The organism is Chryseobacterium capnotolerans, from assembly GCF_021278965.1.
GTDB lineage: Bacteria > Bacteroidota > Bacteroidia > Flavobacteriales > Weeksellaceae > Chryseobacterium > Chryseobacterium capnotolerans.
In genome coordinates this window covers 1,982,864-2,008,268 of the sequence record NZ_CP065589.1, presented here as the reverse complement: position 1 = coordinate 2,008,268, position 25,405 = coordinate 1,982,864, and the positions used below count along the sequence as shown (strand labels likewise).

Genomic DNA, 25,405 nt, shown 5'->3' with positions numbered 1-25,405 from the left:
ATTTTTTAATTAAATCAATTAAGAATGCCGCGGAGGCTGAAAAATATTGGAAAGATAAAGGTTTGAAAAATCCTTTTCCTGATAAATGCTGTTTTTCTGAGGAATTCTGATTTCCTTAGGTTTCTTGATCTCAAAGGTATAATCAGGAAGCTGTGCATGTACGGTGAGCACAATGGGTGGATTGATAAACGGTAGTTTTTGATCCAGATCCCAGTCAGCATCTTTCTTATGATTATCATAGTGTTCCAGGACAAATTCTGAAAGATTTCCATGATATTCCATAAAATGCTCTACAAACATAGGCACTTTCATTACTTCCCCCATATTGGTGGTAGCCAGCATATACATCATTGAACATAATATGGAGAACCATTTTAACATCCCTGCAAATATAAGGCTTAAATTTTTCCTGAGAAAAGAGTAAAAGATTAATTTTTGTTTAATAATGAGGTTTCTGGCCAATTACCCTTTGAAGAGCCAAAAGAAATTAAAGCTTAGACTTCAGCCTGCTCAGGGTCTCCTGCGAAATATTAAGATAAGAAGCCACCATTTTATTGGAAAGCCTGCGGACAATAACAGGATTTTCTGCCAATAGCTGACGGTATTTTTCCAATGCATCCTGAACGAGGAAGGACATTAATCGTTTGGTATTGGTTACGTACGCAATTTCAAGATAAATTCTATAGAATTTTTCCCATTTCGGTACAATTTCCAGAAGATGATAGAAATTTTTGTGGGTAATGTAATAAACTTTGGTATCTTCTACAGCTTGAATAAATTCTTCGGAAGGCTCAGAAGTTATAAAGCTGACCAAAGCAGTGGCAAATTGGTTTTCAAAAGCAAAATAGCGGGTAGACTCCTGCCCTTCTTCATTAATGAAAAATATTCTCAGGCAGCCATTAGCCACAAAGAATGTTCTTTGGCTGGATTGTCCATTGGTAAGAAGTAATTCGTTCTTTTTTAATGTAATCGGTTTAAAATAAGACAGAATGATTGCCATCTCATCATCAGTCACCGATATTTTATCTTTAATATATGAAACTAATTGTTCTTCCATATAATTGAGTCAGTCCTCACAAATGTAGTGATAAATGCTCTATACATCCATGTTTTATATCTATTTAGTTGAAAACGGATTCGAAGCAGAGTCTTCATTTTCAGTCAAAATCTAAAAGTCCGTCAGCGAGCTTCTTCCATTGAATTTTGGCCACTCCAAGCATTCCTCCTATTGCCACTATCAGATTCCTGATAATATCAATGATAGTTGCATTATAATTAGGAGATTCATTCCGGCCGTATACAGCAGCTTTTAAATGAGTTGCACTTCTTTGAATCATAAAGGTAGAAGTCGCATTCGAGCTATAAAAATGAGCAATATGACTGCTTTTATTTTCTGGATTTCTGGAGGGCCGGCAGGTCATCGTAATACTTTCGGAAACAGTATCCTCATAATAGCAAATATCTGTGATTTCTACCCAGTCATATCCTTTAGATTCCGTTTCTCCCGGTCCGGGAATGTTGATCCTGACGAAGTCACCTTTTTGGGGATCCCGCTCCACTGGAGTTCCTTTGAGATCGCAGAGCTTAAAGGCTGCAAAGGGTTCTCCACAGTAGCTTTTCCATAGATTGACCGAGAAAAATCGCGTCTTCAAAATTTCATATTTTAATGGTAGTAATACCTTCTCAAACGCTACATAAGTTTCTGTGTCGTGGAATCCGCCTGACTTTTGTTCGGGAACTCCCTTGATTTGTTTTGGCTTCATACTCTTTTTAATCAAATTAAAAAAAATTGTTTCTCTTTCTTTATGACCAGAGTCACTTTGCTAATTGAGATTTTAAAATACTAAGATAATGAATAATACTTTTTCACTTCTGTATTATTCCTTTATACGGAGTTTTTATTCCGTTCTAAGGAGTCACTATATTGTCATTAGCTGTTAAGTTTGTAAAACTTTTAACTATTTAGAATAATTCTTAATAACTAGCAACAATGAAGCTATAGTTAAAATGAGTGTTGATTGGGAGTTGGAAGAAAGAAATTTGAAATTATCAGTTGGTTAATGAAGAGTTAGATTTAATTGATCTTGTAGAATTTATTGGTTTCATTTTCTCTATTTCAGCTTCCTTTTGCTTTCAAACAATTTACTATCATAGCAATGGAACAACAGAAACAGCTTATTTTAAACGGAAAAATGCATAAGGTCATGTGGCAGATGTCGTGGCCGGCCGTTATTGCAATGGTGCTTTATGGATTGAATAATTTTCTTGATGGAATTTTTGTAGGTCACCTGATCAGCAATACAGCACTGGCAGCGGTAGGAGTAGCTTATCCTTTAGCACAGTTTGCACAGGGATTCGGGACCTTAATAGGAACCGGTATAGGATCTGCAGTGAGTATCTGGATCGGTGCAGGAGATAAAGATAAGCTGAATAAGGCTATGGGAACAGTCAACTTCCTTACCTTGCTGTTTTCTGTTGCGATCACTATTCCATGTTATATTTTCGCTAAAGAATTAGTGTACATGATGGGCGGAAGAGATGAAATTCTGACTTTAGGAGTAGAATATTTTAGAGCAACTATTCTTGGAAGCTTTTTCTGGATTCATGGGCTGGCGCTGAACATGCTGATCCGGGCAGAAGGACGAATGAAAACTGCCGCCTGGATGATTGCTGTAGGCCTGATTGTAGATGTGGCTTTAAAACCGTTATTTATTGATTCTTTTGGCGGCGGAGTAAGCGGCGCTGCATGGGCTACCAATATTTCTATGATTATTTATACGATATTGGGAATTTGGTATTATGCTTCCGGAAAATCTTCTTTTAAAACTCATTTTTGGTCGCTGCAATATGATAAAGCGATTATTAAAGAAACAATTTCATTGGGAATGCCCGGTTTTATTATGATGGTAATGATTGTCATTCAGAATATTGTGGTCTTCAATGTGATTGCTAAATATGGAAAAGATACGGATATAACCTTTTTTACAGCAGTTAACCGATTTTATATTTTATTGAATACTCCGCTGTGGGGATTAATGCGAGCCTTACAGCCTGTATCAGGCATGAACTTTGGGGCTGAAAAATATGATAGAAGTATCAAAGCATATTGGCTCTTTTCTTTTACAGGACTTATTATTCTTATTCCTTTCTGGATTTTTGTCATGCTGTATCCGTCAGAAGTTTTGTCCGTAATGATTCCTAATGTATTTTTTTCAACCCGCTCAATTAACTGATTTCAGAATTTACATGAGCGTTTTACCTGCACTCCCATTTATTTTTATGGCCATGGTCTGGTTTCCTTCTGTGGAGAATGCCCGGCCAGCTACGGTAATAAGTATTTTAAGGCAAATAATCTTATACATCCCTGCTCTTCTCATTATTCCGATGCTGTATGGAATTCACAGTATTTACATTGTAAGTGCAATTATTGAATGGATTGTGTTTGGTGGAGTTATTTATACGATAGGATTAAATTTCAAAATGTTAAGGAAAAGCAAAATATGTTGATGAATGACTATTTTTAATTAAAATAAATAATTTTTAAAAAAAATACACATATGATGTAATGCATAATATAATTTTTGCTTATATTTGTGAATCGAAATAATTTTTTTTCATCATTTGTGTTTTTTTAAGGTCTCCTCACTGGAGGCCTTTTTTGCTTTTATAAACTCAATAACGGGCACTTTTTTAATTAAATGATAAATGACTAAAAAGGGAATTATTTATTTAATTACAATTAAAAAAGCTTTTATATAAATGGATAATTGATTTTTTCAAATTAATAAATCCCTTTTACTATATTTAAGTTAATGTTTTTCATAAAATCCGTAGGTCTGAATTGCATCACAGCCTGAAAACTTCTGGTAAATGCCTGTACACTCTTGTACCCTACTGTATACGCTGTCTCTGAAATGGTTAAATTTCCTGAACTCAAAAGTTCAAGACTCTTAATGATGCGGAGCATTTGCTGATATTTACTCAGAGTAAGACCGGTTTCTTTTTTGAATATCCTTTCTAAGCTACGTGAAGAAAGCAATGCCAATTCACCAAGGCTCTCTATTTTGATTTCTGTATTGTAGTAATGATGGAGATATTCAATGACTTTTTCCAGGCGTTTGTCTTTCGGAAGGCAGATGTGCAGCTTCAGGGAATGTTCCACAAAATGGGGCAATTCATTAAAAAGAGCTTTTAAAAATACCATTTCGCCCGGATCTTTTCCATCAGTTTAGACCATTTTTCAGCATATTTTATCATTTCCCTCAGTACAGGAGGAACGGAAAAAACATTTACCTCATCATAAAAAGAGTCTTTCCGGTCTGTATCTGCAAACATAATCATGAGTTTGATTTTCTCCGAATGGGAATTGGTTTTATGAATAGCATTGGGAGGAATCCATGCTGCATGGTTCTGAGGAAGGAGATAAATGCGCTCTTGAATGGTAATATACTGAAATCCGCTTTCTACATATACCAATTGTCCTTTTTCATGCTGATGGAGAACATTGTCATGAATCCAGTTTTCCTCAAACCAGACAAAATAAGGTTTCTGAAGCTCATCTATTTTTATACTATCGTTAGCATTCATGTCGTTTCAGGTTAAAACTTTGGCAAAATTAAACAAAATTACTATGCTAATTTTGTACAAAAGTTTTTAATATGATGAAGAGCGAAGTAAAAAAAATGCTTCTTATGTTTTAATGATTCTGAATGTGCTGGTGGTTATATTGATTTCCAGCAATCTCCGGTCACCCATTGTTGCTGTATCTCCGGTCCTTGGAGATGTAAGAGAGGCTCTGAAACTGGATAATTTCCAGGTAAGCCTTTTGACCTCTATCCCACTTTTTATGTTTGCGGTTTGTTCTGTGTTAGTGAGTAGGTTTTCCAATAAGTTCGGAATCAGTAAACTATTGATGTATTCATTGATTATTCTGAGCTTTGGATTGTTTCTGAGAATTTCAGGCTCTCTTTGGCTGTTATTTATCGGTTCAGTGTTTATTGGATTGGGAATTTGTATCGGAAATGTGGTAACTCCCGGATATGTTAAGAATAACTTTCCCAAGCAGATTGGCCTAATGACGGGAATCTTTGCTGTTTCCATGAACCTTACCGCTGCCCTGGCTTCCGGTTTCAGTGTAAGAATCGGAGAATGGACAGGATTCGGATGGCGCGGCTCTCTTGGGATCTGGCTGGTGATTGCAGCACTTGGATTTGTGGTATTAATCCTTGAAATGATTTTTAACAAGAAGAATACAGAACAGCCAAAAACCGCTTTGGGGACTTCTGATTTTAATATGTTTAAATCTTCCCAAGCCTGGAATATCAGTATTTTCATGGGGTTACAATCCTTATTTTATTACTGTATGGTTGCTTGGCTGCCTTCATTTCTTACGGATTACAATATGCCTGGTGAAAGTTCGGGATGGGTGCTTTTTGTAATTCAGATTACCATGATTCCCATCACATTCTGCTGCCCGATTATTGCCAGTAAAATGAAAGACCAAAGAATAATGATTCTTTTTATTTGTACTCTGATGTTTGGAAGCACCATGATGTTTGTCTTTCTAAAATCGCAATGGATCTATGTAAATGCTGTAATTATAGGTATTTCCAATGGATTGTCTTTCAGTCTATCCATTCTGTTTTTCTCTACAAGAACGAAAAGCAGTATCAATGCGGTGAAGATCTCCGGAATGGCACAATCTGTAGGCTATCTGATTGCTGCATTCGGGCCTCCGGTGTTTGGAAAGCTGCATGATTGGGATATTTCCTGGAATACTTCATTCTACTTCTTAAGTATTGCAGTATTGATCATGCTTTATTTTGGGTTGAAAGCAGCAAGAAATAAATGTGTAGAAGATTAATCAATTCACTTAGCTTTAATTTTAAATAAAAATGAGACTGTTTCTAGATGAAAGGTCTCATTTTTTTGATTATTATTCTGTATTCTACAAACCTATAAGGTTTAAAGGGAGTAAACAAAAAGTTACTAAAGACTTGCTCTGAAAAGAAAATTTACAAACGAGTGTATTTTTAATCAAAGGATAAATCTATTTCTTCCCCATCTTTTGGAATAAAACATTGATGACCATATCCTCTATTATCAATATTTTCCTGGATAAATTTCCTATCTTCCTTGCAGTGGCTTACAGCTTCCAGGTGAGTTACCCAAATTTTAGCTCCAGGAGCATATTCACAGACTTTGATAATATCTTCACTTGTCATAATAATAGGATCTCCCACAGAAAATGCAGCAGCTCCACCTGCTACGATAATATGCTTCGGCTGATGTTTGTCTATTTCCTTTGCAATATCATCATACCAAATGCTATCTCCCACAATATACACTGACTGGCCGTCTTTTTTGAAAACAAATCCATTGACTATTCCCATTTTATCACCAATTTCTCCTGTCCCATGTTGTCCTTTTGTGATAGAAATATCAATACTATTCCAAAGAACATGATCATTGATTGTTATAATATTCTGAAACCCCTGTTTCTCAATTTGATCTGAAATTGCAGAAGGACAGAAAATGGTTGTTGTTTTATCAATAAGTTCCATAGCTGTAGAATCCCAGTGATCAGGGTGTAAATGGGTAATGGCCACCGCATCTATCTCCTGTAGTTTTTTCACAACAACTTCCTTGCTGAAAGGAAGATCCAATAAAGGATTCAGTAACTCATTATCTGTCATCGGAAATTTACCCAAAGATCCTTTTTCGCCAAGCATTGGATCTATTAAAATAGAGGTTCCGTCCATATTCAACAGCAATGTTGCATTGCGCCATAATTGTAATTTCATTTGCTTAAGTTTGTAAAACAAATCTATTGGTTAACCTTGGTAAAACAATCGAAGGTTACCAAAAGGTGATCTATTTACATGAAAGTAACCTATGAATTTTGAAGAGTTTAAAAATTGCGGGTTGAGAAAAAGCCTGGATATTCTTTCGGGAAAATGGAAACCATTAATCCTGCATAATCTTTTGAAGAAGACCGAATACGTTTTGTAGAATTGTGGCGGAATATGCCCAGAGTATCTAAAAAGGTTCTTGCTGAACAGCTAAAACAACTGGAGGAAGATCATATTATTCGACGGATTGAAGTCTATAATTTTCCTCCAGAAGTTTATTATGAGCTTACAGAAAAAGGACACAAACTAGGGCCCATTCTTTCTCAACTTCATCTCTGGGGAAATGAGTTAAGCTCTTAGAATGTTATTTATTGTTTCGGAAATGAAGATTTTCAATCTTTAAACTGATCCAGAACCTCCAGAATATTCTGATACACAACATTCAGTTCTTCAGAAGTAATACAATATGGCGGAACCAGATAAAGAACATTTCCTAATGGGCGCATAATGATCCCCCTTTGTAAAAATTCATTATAAAGTCTTTTCCCTATTTCATTAAAATAGGAAGTGCCATGTCCGGTTTTAAAATCAAATGCCAGAATAGTTCCGATCTGGCGGGCATTTTCAACTTGCGGATGAGAAGCCAGCACTTTAATAAACGTTGAATGCTGTTGAGAAATACGTTTGATGTTCATTTGGGTATCTTCTTGAAGTAATAAATCCATACTTGCCAATCCCGCCGTACAGGCTAAAGGATTAGCTGTAAATGAATGTCCGTGAAAAAGTGTTTTGTATTTGTCATCAGACCAGAAAGCTTCATAGATCGTTTTGGAGCACGTTGTGATCCCCATCGGCATTGTTCCGCCTGTCAATCCTTTTGAAAAACACATAATATCTGGCTTTTCAGTAAGATAATGAGCCGCAAAAAGCTTTCCGGTCCTTCCAAATCCTGTAAAAACCTCATCCTGAATCATCAACACTCCCTGCTCCCGGCAGAATTTCATTAAGCTATTCAGATCTTCTGCCTTATACATCAGCATTCCTGCCGCTCCCTGAACTAAAGGTTCATAAATAAAACATGCTACCTCATCAGCAAGATCTTTAATTTGTGATTGCAGGCTTTCCATATTTTCAGCATTGGGTGTATCAATGAAAATAACCTCAAAGAGCCTGCTTTCAAAAGGTTTAGTCCAATAGCTTTTTCCACTTACAGACATCGCCCCAAACGTATCACCATGATATGCATTTTTAAAAGCAAGAATTTTCGTTTTCTCTTTTCCCTGGTTATGGGCATACTGAATACACATTTTCAGAGCTACTTCTACAGCGGTAGACCCATTATCCGAATAGAAGACTTTGTCCTGATTTTCAGGTAAAAGCTTTAACAGTCTTTCCGAAAGCTGAGTGGCCGGCTCATGAGTAAACCCTGCAAAAATAACCTGTTCCAGAGTATTGAGCTGTTCAAATATACGTTGAGCAATATAAGGATGTGAATGTCCGTGCAGGGTTACCCACCATGAAGAAACGACATCCATATATTTTTTACCTTCATTATCAAAAAGGTAAAGACCTTTCCCTTTCACAATGGGAATAATATTGTCAGCCGTTTTCATCTGGGTATAAGGATGCCAGTTAACGGCTTTATCCCTTTCCTGAAGACTGGTTGGTGTTATTGTATCCATATTTGATATAAATGTATTGATGCTTTTTTGAAAGCAGTACTATTTTCTGTTTTTAACGCAATGATCGCTAAAGTTTTATAATCATGTAGTATAATCTTTAAGATCGCAAAGGCGTTTCACTCAGCTAAGAGCCATTGATTGATATACTTTTCTCTGCTGAATGCAATGCACTTGCGAACGAAAAATAAGCAGCTTCATTATGCTTCTCTTTGCGGTCTTAGCCTTTAAATTATAATAATTAAGTGTTTCTGTTTTTAACGCAATGCTCGCTAAGGTTTTATAATCATGTAGTATAGTTTAAGAACGCAAAGGCGTTTCACTCAGCTACTAACTGTTATACTTTTCTCTGCTGAATGCAATGCCCTTGCGAACGAAAAATATGCAGCTTCATTATGCTTCTCTTTGCGGTCTTAGCGTTTAAATCTATAAAAACTAAGAATCAAGGAGTTTAATAAGTAATTCTTGAACAAAGCTCAAAATATACATAATTAAAATCCAGAAACTCATGACTCATTATTTATAATCGTTTAGCAGCAGCTTTCTTTTTCATCATCGGTTTTAATCCCAGCGTTTCCAACATTTGCATATCTTCAGACACCCCTGGATTAGGTGTAACCAAAAGCGTTTCTCTTTCTCCTGTGAAAATAGAGTTAGCTCCTGCCATAAAACACCATGCCTGTTCAGTTTCTGTCATTTCTATACGCCCGGCGCTTAATCTTACCATAGAAGCCGGCATCACAATTCTCGCAGTAGCGATCATCCTTACCATTTCCCATGGATCTACTTTCTCATTATCTTCCAATGGAGTTCCTTCTACTCTAGCTAAAGCATTGATAGGAACAGATTCCGGATGCTTAGGCATAGTAGCTAATGTTAATAGCATGGAAATTCTGTCTCTATGGGTTTCGCCAAGACCAATAATTCCACCGGAACACACTGTAATTCCTGCTTTGCGGACATTATTGATGGTATTGATTCGGTTATCAAATGTTCTGGTGGAAATAATCTCTTCATAATACTGTTCAGAAGTATCAAGATTATGATTGTAGGCATATAATCCTGCCTCCTGAAGCCTCACAGCCTGTTCTTCAGTAAGCATTCCCAAGGTACAGCATACTTCCAGTCCAAGTTCATTAACTCCTTTTACCATATCAATAACCCTGTCAAAATCACGGTTGTTACGAACTTCACGCCAGGCAGCAGCCATGCAGAAACGGGAAGAACCGCTGTCTTTTGCTTTTTGAGCGTGAGCAATTACGGTTTCAGTAGGAAGCAAGGCCTGCACTTTGATATTGGTGTGATAGCGGGCAGCCTGTCCACAGTATGAACAGTCTTCCGGACACCCTCCTGTTTTGATGGATAATAAAGTAGAGATCTGTACCTCAGAAGGATCATGCCATTCACGATGTACAGTTGCTGCCTTATAGATCAACTCCATAAGAGGCAAGTGATAAATTTCTTCTATTTCTTCTTTAGTCCAGTTGTTTCTGGTTGTAGTTCTATCCATTATCATAATTTTGTTATTTTTAATTGTTGTGCAGCCATTGCTACATGTTCTTTATCCGTACTTTTTATCTCAGGGATTTTGATAATTTTTGTTTCATTTTTAATGTAATTACAGATTACTCTTTCGGTATCTTCAGGAAATTCTCCGTTGAGAACAAGGTACTCAAGCCTTATATTTCTTTGTTGAAGCACCATAATGGAGAGTAAAGTATGATTGATGCACCCTAAATAATTTCTTACTACGAGTGCAGCAGGAAGTCTTAATCTTTCAAGCAGATCAATCATAAAAGTATCATCAGAAAGCGGGACCATAAGCCCTCCGGCGCCTTCTACGATCAGAGAGTTTTGGGTTTCCGGCAGCTGGAAATCATTAAGATGAATCTGTATGTTTTCTGCTCTTGCTGACTGATGTGGTGATGCAGCCAATTGAAGGCGGTAAATTTCGGGATGGCAAACCGTATTATCTGTCCAGGTTGCAATTTTATGACTGTCTGTATAATGAAGATCTCCTGATTGTACAGGCTTCCAGTAATCGGCTTTGAAATGTTGTACTAAAATGGCGGAACAAACGGTTTTTCCGATTTCAGTTCCTATACCTGTTATAAATAGTTTCATTGAGGTTCGTAAATCAATATTATCATAAATTCTCTTACAGAAAATCTTTGATGATTTCTGTAAGTTTAACAATCTCTTCTTCTGTATTGAAGCTGTGCAGGCATATTCTGAGTCTTTCAGCTCCTTGTTTTACAGTTGGACTGTATATAGCATAGGTTAAAAATCCTTCTTCTGATAATGTTTCCTGTAAAGCTTTCAATTTCTGGTTGTCAGGAATAACAATAGCCTGAATGGGACTCATTACCGAAGATGGTGATGCCAATCCCTGATTTTGGAATATTTTAATATTTTTCTGGAGCAGTAAAGACAATTCGTGATGGTTTTCCAAAAAATCGTATCCCGTTTTTATACTCATCCATTGAAAATCCTGTGCAGCAGTGGTATAAATAAATGGAGAGGCAAAATTGACCAGATAAGATTTTATACTATCATGACAAAGAATTGCAGCCCCGTGAGCACCTAATGCTTTACCATAAGTAACTACATTAGCTGTAATCTCATCTTTTAAGCCATATTTTTCTACCAAGCCATATCCAAAAACACCGAAAGCATGAGCTTCATCCACAATCAACTCAGCTCCGTACTGTTTTGCCAGTTCAGCAATTTCTCTGATCGGAGCAAGATCCCCTTCCATAGAATAAAGACTTTCAATGGCAATATAGCAATGCCCTTCCTGCCTTTTTAAAACATTTTCCAGATGCTCAGGATTGTTATGGTTGAATTTTAATTTCCTTGCATTTGACATTTTGCATCCATCATGTACCGAACGGTGGATCTGCTCATCCACAATCACTGTATCATGCCGGCCAGGAAGTGTTGAAAACAGAGCTAAATTAGCCTGGTAACCGGAGGGAAAAAGCAATGCAGACTGATATTGATGCTTTTCAGCAATAAAACTTTCTACAGAATCTGCAACAGTACTGTTTCCACTAATCAGCCGGGAGCCTGTACTTCCAGAAAGCAGCTGGGGGTTGGCATTGAGTTTCTTTAATAACTTATTATGAAGTTCTTCATTCCTTGCTAATCCGAGATAATCATTAGAATAGAAATCAACGCCATCAGTTTTAGGCTTTAAAGTCCTTAAGGTTCCCTCCTGTTTTCTTTTGTGGAGAGCTTCCTGACAAAAACTAATGTTTTTAAGCATAATTCAACTGTGCTACTTCTTCAGCAATTGCACTGATCCATTGGTCATGAAGCTCTTTTTCAATTTTCAGAATATGATCTGCATGCAGCTGCCAATCTTCAGAGAATTCATTAAGCTGGTTAATCATTTCTTCAAGATGTCCTTCTTCTTCCAGGATAATCGACTTTACCATAATTTTGGAAGATTCTTCTGTAAGAATTTGTTGATAAACAGGATAAAGTTCATCAGCACGAACTTCAATAGCATACGTAACAAATAGATAAGCTGCATATTTGAGATCTTCTTTGGAAAGTTCAAATACTTCCTGAAGGTATCTACAAGCCTTGATATCTAATGAATGTAAATATTGCCGGGTTGCCACAGAAGCAAGCAGCTCATTGCTTTCATAGGTTTTGCAAAATTCAGGATCTATTTTTCCAATCTGTTTTTTAAGGTAATAGGCATGTCTATGCTCTTCTGCTGCATGTTTTAACTGAATTTGAGTAACCAGCACAGGATGTTCACACTTCGATATTTTTCTTGCACCGGCATTTTCCATAAAAGACAGAGTGTTTAGCCATTTGGCATGGGTTCGGCCTTCCTGTACTATTCTTTTAAGCAGATGATGAAATTCCATAGATTTTTATTTTGATTTCAAAAGTAGTATATTGCCGGATGGTTATACAGTGCCAGTTTTCACATTATGGATAGTCCGGTTAAGATTCCTTACCAAAGTTTTATTAAAATAGATAGAAAATCAGAAACTTCTATCTATTTACAAATAGCCAATCAATTGGTGAATTCCATCCAAAGAGGTTTTTTACCTTTTGGAACCAAACTTCCGGGAACCAGAGCGTTCAGTGAAATACTGGAAGTACACCGGAATACGGCAGTAGCAGTATATGATGAACTTTCTGCACAGGGCTGGGTGGAAAGTTTTCCGAACAAAGGAACTTTTGTGATTGGGAAAGATCAGGAAAAACCTGTAAAAGTGAAGGATTTTAAAGAAAACAACCTTCAAAACTACCCTAAGGCGACCGGGTTTACTTTTAAAACCTCTAACATTTTAGATAATCCTTTTGAACATTCGGATTGTGAATATGTTTTTAATGATGGGGTTCCGGATATCAGACTTACCCAGATCGGACAGCATTCCAGGTTCTACAGCTCTATCCTTAAGCGTAAATCCAATCAGAAAGCATTTGGCCACTACAACCATGATGGAAGTGAGTTTTTTAAGGAACATTTATCACAATATCTTAATCTATCCCGCGGATTGCCTATTTCTAAAAACAACCTTCTGATCACCCGAAGTACGGAAATGAGTATATATATTGTTTCTGAAATCCTATTGTCCTTAGGAGACACGGTATTGGTCGGAGATCTAAGTTATTTTTCTGTGAATATGATTTTCCAGAAGGCTGGAGTCAATATTGTTACTCTTCCGATTGATGAAGACGGAATTATCGTAGAAAGCGTCCGGGAAGCTTGTAAAAAACAGAAAATAAGAATGCTCTACCTCACTCCACACCATCACTATCCTACAACCGTAGCTTTAAGTGCACAGAGAAGGTTGGAATTGCTGGAGTTAGCCAATGAATACGGATTTATTATTCTTGAAGATGACTACGATTATGAATTCCATTATGATAAAAGTCCAATTTTGCCACTGGCCAGTGCCGATACGAATGGAATGGTCATCTATATAGGATCTTTCGGGAAATCATTAGCGCCCGGATTCAGAACCGGATTTATAGTAGCTCCTGAAAATCTGATGGTGGAAATGAGAAAGTATCTCGGAATTATTGACCGCCAAGGAGATATTTTGATGGAAAGAACACTGGGTGAAATGATTGAAGAAGGTGAAATTAACCGTTATCTGAAAAAATCTTTAAAAGTATATCAGGAAAGACGAGATCATTTCAGTATTCTGCTTAAAGAAAATCTTGGTGACATTATCAGATTTGAAAAACCTTCCGGTGGCCTTGCCGTCTGGATGGAATGGAATATCCCCATTAATCTGATGCAATTGAGCCGGAAATGTGCCCAGGATAATCTTTTCATCCCGAAAACTTTGCTTTATCAGAATAAGAATCTTATTGCGATGCGGTTAGGTTTTGGTGATTTAAATTTTGATGAAATGGAAAAGAGTATTGAGGTTCTTTCCAAGAATACTAAGGATTTTAGATAAAAAGGTAAATCCCCTTCTAAGAATAATTTTTAGAAAGGGTTTAATAAGATTTTTAACAATGTATACTATCTAAAGTATTTGTCGAATAAGGTTAACTGCTCAGAAAGTGAACGACTCCAATACTGCGTATCATGAGCTCCTAAAGATTCTATATAAAGGTGTTGTATCCTTTGCTCAGTAAGTTTTGTATGGAACTTTCTATTTTGCCCGATCATCTGAACATCTTCCGTTCCACAATCGAAAATGTAACGTTGACCAGCTGTAGCCATTATCTTTATTTTACTATCTGTAAGGAAGTTGGAATTCATTGATTCTAAAGGCCCCAGTACTTTATTCACCATATACTTGGTATATCCTTCCCCAAACGAATTAAAGTCTAAAGCACCACAAGAACTTCCTACAATTCCGAATGTTTTATTATAAGTTACTCCAATATTAGTAGCTCCATAGCCTCCCATACTCCATCCAAGGATTCCTCTGAACTTTTTATCGGCTTTTACCGGATAATTTTTATCGATAAACTCAACGAGCTCTTTCCCGATAAAGGTTTGATATTGGGAATCTTTTACAATTGGACTGTCTACATACCATGAACTGTAATTTCCATCAGGCAGTACATAAATGGTTTTATACTCCTGGGCTTTCTTAACAATATCGGGAATATCTTCTTTGATAATCCTGTCAGGATTGCCACTGAAACCATGAAGAATATATACGGATGGATATGTTGTATTGGGCTGCAGGTTGGGAGTGATGATAATGGTTTTGATCTTTTTATTCATTTTGGGACTGAAAACTTCCTGATGAATAATTTTTTGTGCAGAAAACTGTGCAAAGGAGGTAAGAACAACAACAATGTTGATTAACTTTTTCATGCTTTAACGATATTTAATTAATAGAAGCAGATCATGAAGTACATCTCATCTAAATGTAAGAATTAAAACTTAATATATCTATGATCTTATGACAATACAAAGGTGCAATGGAAAAAACTGAAAAACCTCAACAAATGTTGAAGCTTATGTTAATTTATTTTTTATACTCTTAAAAGTATCAGTATTTCCAAAGCATTAATCCTGCCTGATAGCCTGCTCCCAGTGTCCATATCAGAATATGCTCCCCTCTTTTGAGCTTTCTTACCTTCTGCTGATATTGATGTAATGCCAGAAAAGGGCTTGAAGAGCCGGTATACCCTACTTCTCTTGAATAGAACGGAATCTTTTCCGGAGGTAAATTAAAGTGCTCACAAATAGTATTAATATTCTTTAATGAAAATTGAGAAAATAAAAACAGATCAATTTTTTCTATATTTAAATCATTATGCTCTAAAAATTCTTCCATATCATCTAATGCAAAATTGACACTGCCACTTCCGTCGAAGCTACTATCCCATAAAGTGACATCATTCGGGTTATAACATGAATATCCTTCAGGAGGAAACAAGACTGTATTGCAAACACTACTGTCCGTATGATACAGAACATCCAGTAATCCTGAAGAAGAATCATCTTTCTCTACAATAAAAGTAAAAGAAGAATCTGAAAAACAAAATGCGGTGATCGGATTTTTAGGATCTAATATTCTGGATAGCTTTTCTGAACATACAACAAGTGCTTTCTGAGCAGTGAAAGAGCCTTCAAGATATTTTGAAACCTGATCCAGAGCTACAAAGGCCCCGATACAATTGACATTGATATCATAACATAAAGTATTAGGTTTCCCTCCTAATGCCTGATGTATTTTAATAGCATCACAAGGTATAAGGTGTTCTGAAGTACTGGTTACAAATACGATAATATCAATATCCAAAATGGAAATATTACTTTCCCTGAGCACTCCTTTTGCCGCTTCAATTCCCATAGAAAGTGTTGTCTCTTCAGACTCTTCAGTTACAACAAAACGATTGTTGCGTCCCAGTGCATTCTGGATCTTCTGCATAGATACATTTTGCTGTTCAAATTGTTCGATGACGAATTGATTTGTTTCCGCATTTTCCGGATGATAGAAATAAGTGTGATGAAGTTTCATAGTTAATAGAATGTTGATTGGTTTTCTGTGATTTTTCAATTAATTCTCTATACTGAGAATTATTGTAAATTTAGTAAAATTTACACGAAAAATAAATTAATTATGAAAAACTAGAGTGCTAATAAATAATATAGAAAAAACTTTAAGATAATTTGTTGAGATCCTTTTTGATCCGGCTAAGCTGAGTGGGAGTAATCCCCAGATAAGATGCAATATGATGCTGTTTTAAACGATCATGTAAAGGTTTATGATCAAGCAATGACAAATACCTTTGTTTGGCTGTTTCAAATTTTAAGGAAACTTCGAGAGGCTCTTTCTTTACTACCCAGTTTTTTTCAAGATATCGGAGATGAAACAGGGCCAGATCATGGTGCTTTTCTAATAATTCCCGAAAAGCTTTTACCGGATATTTAATGACTGAGCAGTCTTCAAGCGCAATGATACTGAACTCACTAGGTTCATTTTTAATAATAGCAGAAGTAGAAGCCACAAAGCTGTTCTCTTCAAAAAAAATCTTGTAAATGTAGTTCCCGTCTTCATCTATTGTATAATATCCTATCAAACCGGATTTAATAAAATAGTAATACCTGGCCATATTTCCGGCTTCCAGAAGAAGTTCATTCTTTTTGTATTGTTCTTCAATACAGATATCCAATAAGGCTGTAATCGTTTCCTCTGATAACGGATAATAAGTATTGACTTGTTTTAAGAATTCTGAATTGTTCATTGTATCGATAACACTAAGATAGGCTTTTCTTTAAGGTACAGGAAAATCAAAATTTTAGTAAAAGTGGCCCTTCTTTTTTGCCACAAATGCTCTAAAAATAATTCGTGAATTAGTGGCAATTAAAAATCTGCGAAATCTCCAAAACCTGTGAGCAAATAATTCATTTCCATGAATACTTTGAGATCATTTTACTACAGAATTTTCTTCATCATCAGATCTGTCTGCTCCTCATCTCCAAGTCTGAAAATATGCTTATCAAACTCTATGAAACCATTCTTTCTGTAAAAATTTAAAGCTCTCAGATTTTCTTCCCAGACACCCAGCCACAAATATGATTTATTGAACTGATAAGCTATTTTCAAAGCCTGATCATAGAGAAGCTGCCCTACTTTTTGACCGTGATGGCTTTTCTTTACATAGATTCTTTCAATTTCAAGGCTGGTTTCATCCTGTAGTTCAGTCTGCGCTTTACCACCATTAACTTTCAAATACCCTACCGGATTATCTTCTTCCCATGCAATATAGAAATGAGAATCAGGATTATTGATTTCGGATTTCACCTTTTCTGTATTGAAACTTTCTTTCAGGTATTTCTCCATGGCTTCTTCCGTATTGTCTTTTGCAAAGGTTTCAGAAAATGTCTGAATAGCCAGTTTCTGTATACTATCTGTATCTTCAGCAGATGCTTTGTTAATGATAATAGATGCCATTTTTATATAAGTTTTATGAAAATAATATTTTTTTGAATGCTTCAGAAGCCAGATGTACCTGTACACTCCAATCCTCTGCAGCGTCACTTCCCGCATCATCTGAAATGTATTTTAGGCATAGAAACGGAATATTTTCTTTTTGTGCAATCAAGGCTAAAGGATAAGCTTCCATATCTACAATATTATAGTCAGTTTCTGAGTGATTCATTTCAAAACTGTCTCCACTCCCACAGATTCCTTCTTGTAAAGTGTCCATTTTCAAACCATATTCCAAAACGGGTGGGACTCCGGATAATGGAGTTTCATACATTTTAAATCCAAGGCCTCTTACATCCATATCCCGCTGGATGAATTTTGTGCAGCAAACCACTTCACCTTTCTGAAATCCTTTGCTTCCTGCTGAACCCAGATTGACAATTAATTTCGGTTTTCTGGTATGAATTTCTTTGGTAAGCTCAATGGCTGCATTTACCTTCCCTATTCCTGTTATTAATTTATTCTTATCATCAAATACTGTCCCTGCTTCAGAATCCAGTGCAAAAACAAATAGAGTATCTGCAATAGGATAATGATGTTCATTACTAATTTTTATCATTGAAGAATATAGATTTATACTGTATTACAAAGATACAAGAGTTTTATGGTATTTGGATTGCGTTAACAATTTCAATCAACTTTTAGAAACTTTTTAAATACTAATTTCACGGATAACGCTACAAAATAATCTTAATTTGCTGTTTGAATAAAAGATTCGGATTTGTAGTAAATACAGCTTTATAAAGATAATTAGCGAATAATTTATATATTAAAATAAAACCCCAAACTAAAATAGCCTGGGGTTAAATTATTAAATGCTGCATCCGTCAGCATCACAGGAAGCGCCGTTGCCTCCTGAGAGATCTTTGAAATGACTTACCGTCTCTTTATAAGTCTGTTGTAATGCATTTTCAAACACTTCTACAGGCTGTGCTCCTGAAACCGCATATTTCCCGTTCAGGACAAAGAAAGGAACTCCGGAAACACCGTTATTTCTTGCTTCCATAATATCCTGGTTCACTTCGTAGTCAAGCTGGTCAGAAGTTACAGCTTCTCTAGCTTCTTCTTTATCAATACCTAAGTTTTCAGCAAGGGAAATCAATACTTCTGGGTCACCCACATTTTTGCCATCAATAAAATGAGCAATAAATAAGGCTTCTTCCATTTCATTTGATTTATTATGTTTTTTAGCCAAATGAAGAAGTCTGTGAGCACTAAAAGTATTGGTGATAAGCGCTTTTTCAAAATCAAAGTCAATACCGGCTCCTTTTCCCATCTGGGTCACCTGGCTTAACATTTGGGATGCCTGAGCCTCCTGAACTCCTTTTTTCTCTCTAAAATACTGAAGAGTATTCTGAGTTTTGTCGGAATCTAAAGTCGGATCAAGCTGAAAACTCTTCCACTCTACTTCTACCTCATCTTTAAATGGTAATTTTTCTAAAGCCTTTTCAAAATTATTTTTCCCTATATAGCAAAACGGACACATCACATCCGACCATATTTCTATTTTCATTGTATTGTATTTAATTTTAATTCAAATTTAATAGATCAAAGATACGGAATTATTTTAATGTAATAAAATTTGTTACATTTATTTTAAACAACCTGAAAGAACACTTCTCCTTTTTTCCAATACACTTCTCAATATCATCATAAAGAAGGCTAAAATCCCAAAAACAAACCCTATCCATGGAGTATATTCTACTCCCTGACTCATAATAATCCAACCTCCAATAGTCGTTCCTAACGTGACTCCCAAATTGCCGAATGAGGTAGCAAGACTGTTGGCAAACTCCAACGCATCCGGTGCTGCAGAGATCATATAAGTAGATGCATTCAGGAAACTTGGAGAATATAAAAATCCCCACACTCCAATGACAATAATCGTAGCCATTGTATTCCCACCTGAAACAGATAACAATACAGGAATCAGTATCGTTCCGGAGAGGAAAAATGCCAATGTAGCCGTTATATTTTTATTAAGCATTTTACCTGCAATTCTATTGGCAATAATGCCTATAATTCCAAATAGAAATAACATATAACTTACCATAGAAGCATCCATTCCTTTAGCCTTACCCAAATAATCTGCAAAGTAGCTGTAGGTAGAAAACCAGGCTGTAATCATAAAAAGTTCGTGAGGGTACTCAAAATAAACACAGGCTGCTTTAATATCCGGATCTGGCTTCCGTAAGATTTTTTCTCTTTCACAGGCATAGGCGGAAGAAGAAAATGAATGATCATCAAAGCAATTAAGCTTATTACAGCTTGTATCATAAAGGAATATTCCCATGAATAGAGTGCCGAAATCCACGTAGCAAAAGGAACTGTAGTCACCATTGCAATAGCTACCCCACTGAAAACAATACTCATCAACTCATTTTTATGACTTCTGTCACTCCTTGATACTGCTACAGACAATGCCGTAGCTATATATACAGGCTGCAAAAATGCAGGAAGAATTCTTACCATCATCAACAGCCAGAAAGGAGGTGAAAAGGAAGAGACAATTCCCGTGAACAGAAACATAAAGATAGCAGCCGTCATTATTTTCTTTCGATCCATTCCTGAAGTCAGTAATGTCATAAAAGGTCCTGTAAGAGCAATGACCAAAGCAAAAGCACTTAAAAGATACCCGGCCTTGTCTATGCTGATTTTATAATGCTCCGCAACCTGGGGAAGAATTCCAATAATTCCAAATTCTGTGGTAATAACGGCTATAAATCCTAAACATCCAATGTATGCATACTTTTTCATGGTTTGCTAAAAATTGGTTTATTTAAAATGCTGCTGAGCAAAACCAGCCATCTCATTCACTGCCAATTGAGTGTCTTCTAGAATCTCTCCCATATGCATAAAGCCATGAACCATATCTTTATAAAAGCTTGTGGTAACAGATACTCCGGCATTTTTCATATTTACAGTAAGATTTTTCGCATCATCAGCCAAAGGATCATGCTCAGCAATGATGATTAAGGTAGAAGGAGTATTCTTAAAATCTTTAATTAAAATAGGAATGGCTAAAGGATTATTAGCTTCTTCCTTAGGAAGATACCAGTTCCAGGCATCTACTCCGCCTTGTTTATTCAGTACAGGTCCGTTTTCATAGGTTTCCCATGATTGGGTATTAAGCTGATTATCCACTGCAGGATAAATCAGAACCTGAAACTTAAAAACTTCTCCAATTTGAGTAGAAACAGCCGTTGATAAACCTCCTCCGGCACTGTCTCCTATGATTCCTATTTGATCCGGATCAATTCCTAATGACTCTGCATTTTCTCTGATCCACTGTACAGCATCCAGACAATCATTCAATCCTGCTGGGAAAGGATGTTCCGGAGCAAGACGATAATCTACAAAAATAACAACAGCCTCTGTTGTATTGGCAATCTTACGAACTACTGCATCATGAGTTTCATAACCGCCGGCAATAAACCATCCACCATGAATATAAATAATGGCTGGAGATTTTTGAACTGTTTTCCCTTTAGGGCGATAGATTCTAACCGGAATTTGATGAGTAGCCCCCGGAACCTCAAGCTCTTCAATCATAGCTACAGTTTCTTTCCTGCCATTAAGCTGTAGAGACATTGTTTCAAGATATTTTCGGGTATCGTCTAATGGATTTTGAGGATTAAAGGACTGTATTTTTTCTAAATGGTTTAAAATCTGATTGATTTTTGGTGTCAACTGCATTTTGTTTTAATTTTAGGTTAATATTGTTTTGCAGTAAACAGTAGCGCTATTGTTTTTTGTCTGCTTTTATGAGGCAAATTTAGATTTCATACCTTACATTTGCACTATACGGATATCATTGTATGGTACTAACAAATTTGTAAGTAATGGGAAGTATAAAAGAAAGTTCAACGAATAATATCAATAAACAATATATTCAGGAGTGTGATCTGAGTTATGCTGTCTGCAAGATTGGCGGAAGATGGAAACTGTTTATCCTAAGCAAATTAAAGGATGAAAAACTACGTTTCAGTGAACTTAAAAGATCCATTTCAGGAATTACGGAAAGAATGCTTACGCTCCAATTGAGAGAGCTTGAAAAGGAAGGGCTGGTAAAAAGGACTGTGTATGCAGAAGTTCCTCCAAGGGTAGATTATGAACTTACAGCAATTGCCAGAGAACTTATTCCTATTTGGGATGCTTTAAATGAATGGGGCGGAAAACACAGGAAGGTTATTGAAGAGCAAGACTGTAAAGAATAATCGATGTAAACATTGTTAATAAAACCAATAAACTTGAAAATATTTATTGCCACGAATGCACGATTAATTTTAATTACACTTATTATATATGTGGTTGAAAAAAATATAACCACATACGCACATAGATGATAAAAATATTAGCGCATTCATGGCGATTATAAATCAATTTTCTTACGCCTTAAAGCAGTATGTTATTTTAAATTCATAGCGTTTTCCAACCGATAATGATTATGATTTATTGACTTTATTACAAAACAGGACATGAGCGATCAAAGCTAACACTCCAAAAGCAGTTCCTACCGCACAAACACCTGTCCATTGGGCTTTCTGCCACGCAACGGAAGCCAGCCATGTTCCCAGTGATCCCCCGATAAAATAAGAAACCATATACACTGTATTCAGTCGGTTTACCGCATTGGATTTAATCATGAAGTAATTCGTTTGATTCATAATATGGCTGGATTGTACTCCAAGATCTACAAGAATTACCCCTACAATAAGCCCCCAATAGGTTTCGCCTGCAAAATAAGTGAATCCCCAGCTTCCTATCAGAATCAGTAATGAATAAAGTATAATACGATTGATATCTAAATATTTCTGAAGCTTTCCTACTTTAGCGGCTGCCAAAGCACCAACTGCTCCCGCCAATCCAAAACTTCCAACAACGGATGAACCTGCATTAAAAGGAGGTTTCTCCATATGAAACACCAAAGTTGTAAATAAAGCACACATAGATCCAAAAGCCATTGCTCCACGGAAAGATGCCAATTGAAGAATCGGCTGTGTTTTAGCAAGATGGGCCACAGATCGCATCAGCTCTTTGTAGGTTCCTTTGAAGTTCGGGTGTAGTTCAGGGAGCATTTTGTAAACGGCCAGCCAGACTAAAATCATTAATCCCGCAGCAATTCCGAACATTGCCCTCCAGCCCCATACTTCACCTACGATTCCACCAATAAAACGGGAAAGAAGGATTCCCAGTAAAAGTCCGGACATTACCAGCCCGATATTAGCAGATTTCTCTTTATCTGAGGAAAGTTCTGCTGCAATAGGAACAAATAGCTGAGGAATCACAGAGGTAGCTCCAATCAATAAACTCGCGGCATACAGCATCCACAACTCATTGGCAAAGGTCATCCAAAGCAGAGAACCAAAGACAAGAAACAAATCGATAAGAATTAGCTTTTTACGGAAAAATTTATCTCCAAGCGGTACTATCAGTAATAATCCCAAAGCATAACCAATCTGAGTAAGTACTGAAATCTTACTCGCTGCAGCTTCTGAAACGTTTAGATCTTCTGAGATCAATGCGAGTAAAGGTTGATTATAATAATTGTTGGCAACAACAAGTCCTGAAATAATAGCCATTAACCAGACCACTGTCCTGGAAATACCGTTGGTAGAGTTCTCCTGCATCTTAAAATTTTTATTGAAATGTAATATATCCTGATCATTGCCTATTTTGGATATATTTTTATCGGTCTCAAAGGTAGCGATTTTCATAAAAAAGACAGACGATTATCATTGATTTCACCTGTTGGTGTTATAGATTTTATCCTTTCATACTGCTTCAGCAAAGAGTTTTTTTAAGCATTATCCGATTTTATCTTTACATTTGTAATCACACATTTTATTTTTATGGATTATATGGATTCCAGGGAACAGATTTTACAGAAATCTGCCGAAGCAAAAGAACTTTTTCTTCCTCATATTTCAGTGGACCCGGTTGTTTTTGGTTTTGATCAGAATGAACTTAAGGTATTGCTGGTAAGAATGAAATACAGAAAACAATGGCTGCTCCCGGGCGGCTATGTGAGAAGAGATGAAGATCTGGATGAAGCGGTAGTAAGAGTACTGGAAGACAGAGCTGGAGTTACTGATGTCTTCCTGCAGGAATTTGGCGTTTTTGGAAGAAAAAACAGAAGCCAGCTTTATTTTGAAGAATTTGACGAAACCCTTTTCCAAAAGCAGCGGTTTATTTCCGTAGGATATTACGCACTTTATAACTCTTCTGAAATTAATCCTGTTGCTGATGATGTAAGTGAGGCATGTGAATGGGTTTATTTACGCCAGCTGTCCGAAATTGATTTTGCAATGGACCACCGGGAAATCATTGAAAAAGCTTTGCTTACCCTACGGGAAAAAATATCATCCAAACCCATCGGTTATAATCTGATGCCGGAAAAATTTACACTTCCGGAACTGCAGAAACTATATGAAGCCATATTAGGAAAACCTCTTAACCGTGGAAATTTCTATAGAAAAATTAAAAATCTGAATGTCTTAAAAAAACTTGATGAACAAAAATATGTGGGGGCTCACAGATCTCCCGATCTTTATTCTTTTGATCTAGAAAATTATGAAAAAGCATTGGAAAACGGTCTGAACAACTGGTAACAGTTTTCTATTGTTTTTACCGATGATCTATATTGATGAAAAACCTTTTGAATATTAGAAATATTCAGGAAATTTGCATCATGAAAATCATTCCGCTCAAAGAAGGCAATTTCTCAGCCAGCAAAACCAAAGATTTTACCCTTTTAACAGAAGACAATTTTGATAAAGTTGGCGGAATTAAAATGTCTGTACAACCTTTTCTTATTATTACCGAAAATGATCATATCCTTTTAGATGCCGGGATTGGCTGGAAAAATGCAACAGGAAGAACGGTGATTTCAGAAATTCTTGAAAGAGAAAATGTACGTCCGGAGCAGATTACCAAACTCCTTCTCTCCCATCTTCATAAAGACCATATTGAAGGTGCTGTAAACAATACCGATCATGGCTATGAAGCGGCTTTTCCTAATGCACAAATTTATATCCAGAAGCGTGAACTGGCTTTTGCCATGGAAAATAAAGGAAACCCTTCTTTTGATTTTGATATTCTGGAACAGTTGATACAATTGCCCAATATTACCTGGATGAATGAAGACAAAGGACAGATTACCCATGAAATATCTTATGAAGTAGTAGGCGGACACACTCCTTTTATGCAGGTGTTTTGGATCAGGGAAAATGAAGAAACGGCTTTTTATGGAGCAGATGATCTTCCACAAGCCTCCTATTTAAAATACCATCTGGCCTATAAAAGTGATTTTAACGGAAGAAAAGCAATGGAATTAAGGCTGTTATGGGAAAAAGAAGCCAAAGAGAATGATTGGCAGATACTTCTTTATCACGATCTGGATAAAGCGGTTATTAAAGTTTAAAAAAATGGTTTAAATTTCATTAAACCATTTGTAGATATCAAACTCAGAAGGAATATTCAGTTTCTTTCTGATCCTGTTTTTCCGATTTTGTATAGCTTTGGGGGTAACAAAGATACAGGTGGCTATTTCCTTTGTTGTCATATTCAGCTTAAGGTAAATACAAAAGATCAGTTCGGAATTTTTAAGACCGGGCTGTATAGCAGATAACTTTTCGAAAAAATCAGGATAGACCAGTCTGAATTTGTTTAGCAGACGGGGAGAATTTGCTTTGGCTAATGCCAAAATTTCATCTTGTACAAGAATCTTTTGATTCAAATCCTCTAAGTTCGGTTCAGTTTTTTTGTTTTTCATAATACTTTCTCATCTCTACTCGTTGCTGATATGCATCCTTTGCATACCAGTACACAATCTTGTTTCTTTTTATCAATCAATGGGTGATAATTTGCTACAGGGAAATAAAATAATTTTTATACATTCAAAATCTCTTTGTCTTTTTTAAATAATACTAAACCG

Annotated in this window: 29 protein-coding genes and 1 pseudogene; 8 read left to right on the top strand and 22 right to left on the bottom strand. The window is 36.3% G+C overall.

Annotation, left to right across the window (positions count from 1 at the left end):
• Window positions 1–18 precede the first annotated feature (18 nt).
• The 3 genes from H5J24_RS09530 to H5J24_RS09520 form a co-directional block, all read right to left on the bottom strand.
• Window positions 19–381 carry a hypothetical protein gene (locus H5J24_RS09530; protein WP_141395687.1) on the bottom strand — a complete coding sequence of 121 codons (363 nt, stop codon included), beginning with the start codon at window positions 379–381 and terminating at the stop codon, window positions 19–21.
• Between the two features lie 106 nt (window positions 382–487).
• Complete coding sequence (locus H5J24_RS09525; protein ID WP_068943384.1) at window positions 488–1,057, bottom strand: Crp/Fnr family transcriptional regulator; 570 nt, start codon at window positions 1,055–1,057, stop codon at window positions 488–490.
• 100 nt (window positions 1,058–1,157) lie between these two features.
• Window positions 1,158–1,763 carry a hypothetical protein gene (locus tag H5J24_RS09520; RefSeq protein ID WP_068943385.1) on the bottom strand — a complete coding sequence of 202 codons (606 nt, stop codon included), beginning with the start codon at window positions 1,761–1,763 and terminating at the stop codon, window positions 1,158–1,160.
• Window positions 1,764–2,156: 393 nt separating this feature from the next.
• Here H5J24_RS09520 and H5J24_RS09515 point away from each other — a divergent pair.
• A pseudogene (locus H5J24_RS09515) lies at window positions 2,157–3,507 on the top strand (MATE family efflux transporter).
• Window positions 3,508–3,781: 274 nt separating this feature from the next.
• Here the strand turns inward: H5J24_RS09515 and H5J24_RS09510 are convergent.
• Both H5J24_RS09510 and H5J24_RS09505 read right to left on the bottom strand, forming a co-directional pair.
• Entirely contained in the window at window positions 3,782–4,204 is a 423-nt protein-coding gene (locus H5J24_RS09510) for a helix-turn-helix domain-containing protein (protein ID WP_232816254.1), read from the bottom strand.
• Entirely contained in the window at window positions 4,192–4,587 is a 396-nt protein-coding gene (locus H5J24_RS09505) for an AraC family ligand binding domain-containing protein (protein WP_232816253.1), read from the bottom strand. The genes H5J24_RS09510 and H5J24_RS09505 overlap by 13 nt, the downstream gene beginning before the upstream one ends.
• A 112-nt stretch (window positions 4,588–4,699) precedes the next feature.
• On the opposite strand from H5J24_RS09505, the gene H5J24_RS09500 reads away from it, so the two are divergent.
• Window positions 4,700–5,863: a CynX/NimT family MFS transporter gene (locus tag H5J24_RS09500; RefSeq protein WP_232816252.1), complete on the top strand. Its 1,164-nt coding sequence runs from the start codon at window positions 4,700–4,702 to the stop codon at window positions 5,861–5,863.
• Between the two features lie 169 nt (window positions 5,864–6,032).
• Here H5J24_RS09500 and H5J24_RS09495 read toward each other — a convergent pair whose 3' ends face one another.
• Window positions 6,033–6,803, bottom strand: coding sequence for an MBL fold metallo-hydrolase (locus tag H5J24_RS09495; RefSeq protein WP_068943388.1), 771 nt, complete (start codon window positions 6,801–6,803; stop codon window positions 6,033–6,035).
• 222 nt (window positions 6,804–7,025) lie between these two features.
• Between H5J24_RS09495 and H5J24_RS09490 the strand changes: the two genes are divergently transcribed.
• On the top strand, window positions 7,026–7,211 hold the full coding sequence (locus H5J24_RS09490) for a winged helix-turn-helix transcriptional regulator (protein ID WP_232816251.1): 186 nt from the start codon (window positions 7,026–7,028) through the stop codon (window positions 7,209–7,211).
• Window positions 7,212–7,243: 32 nt separating this feature from the next.
• Here the strand turns inward: H5J24_RS09490 and bioA are convergent, their stop codons facing one another.
• The 5 genes from bioA to H5J24_RS09465 form a co-directional block, all read right to left on the bottom strand.
• The gene (gene bioA / locus H5J24_RS09485; RefSeq protein ID WP_068943390.1) at window positions 7,244–8,533 is read right to left on the bottom strand and encodes an adenosylmethionine--8-amino-7-oxononanoate transaminase; all 1,290 of its coding nucleotides are present in this window, start codon (window positions 8,531–8,533) and stop codon (window positions 7,244–7,246) included.
• Between the two features lie 517 nt (window positions 8,534–9,050).
• Window positions 9,051–10,040, bottom strand: a complete 990-nt coding sequence (gene bioB, locus H5J24_RS09480) for a biotin synthase BioB (protein WP_429832473.1) — start codon at window positions 10,038–10,040, stop codon at window positions 9,051–9,053.
• 2 nt (window positions 10,041–10,042) lie between these two features.
• The gene (gene bioD / locus H5J24_RS09475) at window positions 10,043–10,654 is read right to left on the bottom strand and encodes a dethiobiotin synthase (protein ID WP_068943392.1); all 612 of its coding nucleotides are present in this window, start codon (window positions 10,652–10,654) and stop codon (window positions 10,043–10,045) included.
• Window positions 10,655–10,688: 34 nt separating this feature from the next.
• Complete coding sequence (locus H5J24_RS09470) at window positions 10,689–11,798, bottom strand: aminotransferase class I/II-fold pyridoxal phosphate-dependent enzyme (RefSeq protein WP_068943393.1); 1,110 nt, start codon at window positions 11,796–11,798, stop codon at window positions 10,689–10,691.
• On the bottom strand, window positions 11,791–12,414 hold the full coding sequence (locus tag H5J24_RS09465) for a hypothetical protein (RefSeq protein ID WP_068943394.1): 624 nt from the start codon (window positions 12,412–12,414) through the stop codon (window positions 11,791–11,793). The genes H5J24_RS09470 and H5J24_RS09465 overlap by 8 nt, the downstream gene beginning before the upstream one ends.
• A gap of 66 nt (window positions 12,415–12,480) precedes the next feature.
• Between H5J24_RS09465 and H5J24_RS09460 the strand changes: the two genes are divergently transcribed.
• The gene (locus H5J24_RS09460) at window positions 12,481–13,968 is read left to right on the top strand and encodes an aminotransferase-like domain-containing protein (RefSeq protein WP_068943395.1); all 1,488 of its coding nucleotides are present in this window, start codon (window positions 12,481–12,483) and stop codon (window positions 13,966–13,968) included.
• A gap of 65 nt (window positions 13,969–14,033) precedes the next feature.
• On the opposite strand, the gene H5J24_RS09455 is transcribed toward H5J24_RS09460, so the two are convergent.
• The 9 genes from H5J24_RS09455 to H5J24_RS09415 all read right to left on the bottom strand — a co-directional run bounded on the left by H5J24_RS09455 (window position 14,034) and on the right by H5J24_RS09415 (window position 21,165).
• Complete coding sequence (locus H5J24_RS09455) at window positions 14,034–14,843, bottom strand: alpha/beta hydrolase (protein ID WP_068943396.1); 810 nt, start codon at window positions 14,841–14,843, stop codon at window positions 14,034–14,036.
• Between the two features lie 178 nt (window positions 14,844–15,021).
• A complete protein-coding gene (locus H5J24_RS09450; RefSeq protein ID WP_068943397.1) occupies window positions 15,022–15,996 on the bottom strand; it encodes a 3-oxoacyl-[acyl-carrier-protein] synthase III C-terminal domain-containing protein in 975 nt (324 codons plus the stop codon).
• Between the two features lie 142 nt (window positions 15,997–16,138).
• Window positions 16,139–16,723 (bottom strand): Crp/Fnr family transcriptional regulator, encoded by a 585-nt coding sequence (locus H5J24_RS09445; protein ID WP_068943398.1) that lies wholly within the window; start codon window positions 16,721–16,723, stop codon window positions 16,139–16,141.
• 191 nt (window positions 16,724–16,914) lie between these two features.
• Complete coding sequence (locus H5J24_RS09440; protein ID WP_068943399.1) at window positions 16,915–17,433, bottom strand: GNAT family N-acetyltransferase; 519 nt, start codon at window positions 17,431–17,433, stop codon at window positions 16,915–16,917.
• A gap of 13 nt (window positions 17,434–17,446) precedes the next feature.
• Entirely contained in the window at window positions 17,447–18,028 is a 582-nt protein-coding gene (locus H5J24_RS09435) for a 5'-methylthioadenosine/S-adenosylhomocysteine nucleosidase family protein (protein WP_068943400.1), read from the bottom strand.
• Between the two features lie 252 nt (window positions 18,029–18,280).
• Complete coding sequence (locus tag H5J24_RS09430) at window positions 18,281–18,982, bottom strand: DsbA family oxidoreductase (RefSeq protein WP_068943401.1); 702 nt, start codon at window positions 18,980–18,982, stop codon at window positions 18,281–18,283.
• Window positions 18,983–19,060: 78 nt separating this feature from the next.
• Window positions 19,061–19,597: an MFS transporter gene (locus tag H5J24_RS09425; protein ID WP_232816249.1), complete on the bottom strand. Its 537-nt coding sequence runs from the start codon at window positions 19,595–19,597 to the stop codon at window positions 19,061–19,063.
• Window positions 19,594–20,226 carry an MFS transporter gene (locus H5J24_RS09420; RefSeq protein ID WP_232816248.1) on the bottom strand — a complete coding sequence of 211 codons (633 nt, stop codon included), beginning with the start codon at window positions 20,224–20,226 and terminating at the stop codon, window positions 19,594–19,596. The genes H5J24_RS09425 and H5J24_RS09420 overlap by 4 nt, the downstream gene beginning before the upstream one ends.
• Window positions 20,227–20,244: 18 nt before the next feature.
• Window positions 20,245–21,165 carry an alpha/beta hydrolase gene (locus H5J24_RS09415; RefSeq protein WP_068943403.1) on the bottom strand — a complete coding sequence of 307 codons (921 nt, stop codon included), beginning with the start codon at window positions 21,163–21,165 and terminating at the stop codon, window positions 20,245–20,247.
• A 146-nt stretch (window positions 21,166–21,311) separates the two neighbouring features.
• On the opposite strand from H5J24_RS09415, the gene H5J24_RS09410 reads away from it, so the two are divergent.
• Both H5J24_RS09410 and H5J24_RS26365 read left to right on the top strand, forming a co-directional pair.
• On the top strand, window positions 21,312–21,686 hold the full coding sequence (locus H5J24_RS09410; protein ID WP_068943404.1) for a winged helix-turn-helix transcriptional regulator: 375 nt from the start codon (window positions 21,312–21,314) through the stop codon (window positions 21,684–21,686).
• Complete coding sequence (locus H5J24_RS26365; protein ID WP_488153961.1) at window positions 21,683–21,784, top strand: zinc-finger domain-containing protein; 102 nt, start codon at window positions 21,683–21,685, stop codon at window positions 21,782–21,784. The genes H5J24_RS09410 and H5J24_RS26365 overlap by 4 nt, the downstream gene beginning before the upstream one ends.
• Before the next feature lie 130 nt (window positions 21,785–21,914).
• On the opposite strand, the gene H5J24_RS09405 is transcribed toward H5J24_RS26365, so the two are convergent.
• Complete coding sequence (locus H5J24_RS09405) at window positions 21,915–23,186, bottom strand: MFS transporter (protein WP_228407635.1); 1,272 nt, start codon at window positions 23,184–23,186, stop codon at window positions 21,915–21,917.
• Window positions 23,187–23,321: 135 nt separating this feature from the next.
• Here H5J24_RS09405 and H5J24_RS09400 point away from each other — a divergent pair, with 135 nt between their 5' ends.
• A complete protein-coding gene (locus tag H5J24_RS09400) occupies window positions 23,322–24,080 on the top strand; it encodes an NUDIX hydrolase (RefSeq protein WP_315093052.1) in 759 nt (252 codons plus the stop codon).
• An 80-nt stretch (window positions 24,081–24,160) separates the two neighbouring features.
• Window positions 24,161–24,892: an MBL fold metallo-hydrolase gene (locus H5J24_RS09395; RefSeq protein WP_082811326.1), complete on the top strand. Its 732-nt coding sequence runs from the start codon at window positions 24,161–24,163 to the stop codon at window positions 24,890–24,892.
• A 9-nt stretch (window positions 24,893–24,901) separates the two neighbouring features.
• Here H5J24_RS09395 and H5J24_RS09390 read toward each other — a convergent pair whose 3' ends face one another.
• Window positions 24,902–25,243 carry a helix-turn-helix transcriptional regulator gene (locus H5J24_RS09390; RefSeq protein ID WP_068943405.1) on the bottom strand — a complete coding sequence of 114 codons (342 nt, stop codon included), beginning with the start codon at window positions 25,241–25,243 and terminating at the stop codon, window positions 24,902–24,904.
• Between the last annotated feature and the right edge of the window lie 162 nt (window positions 25,244–25,405).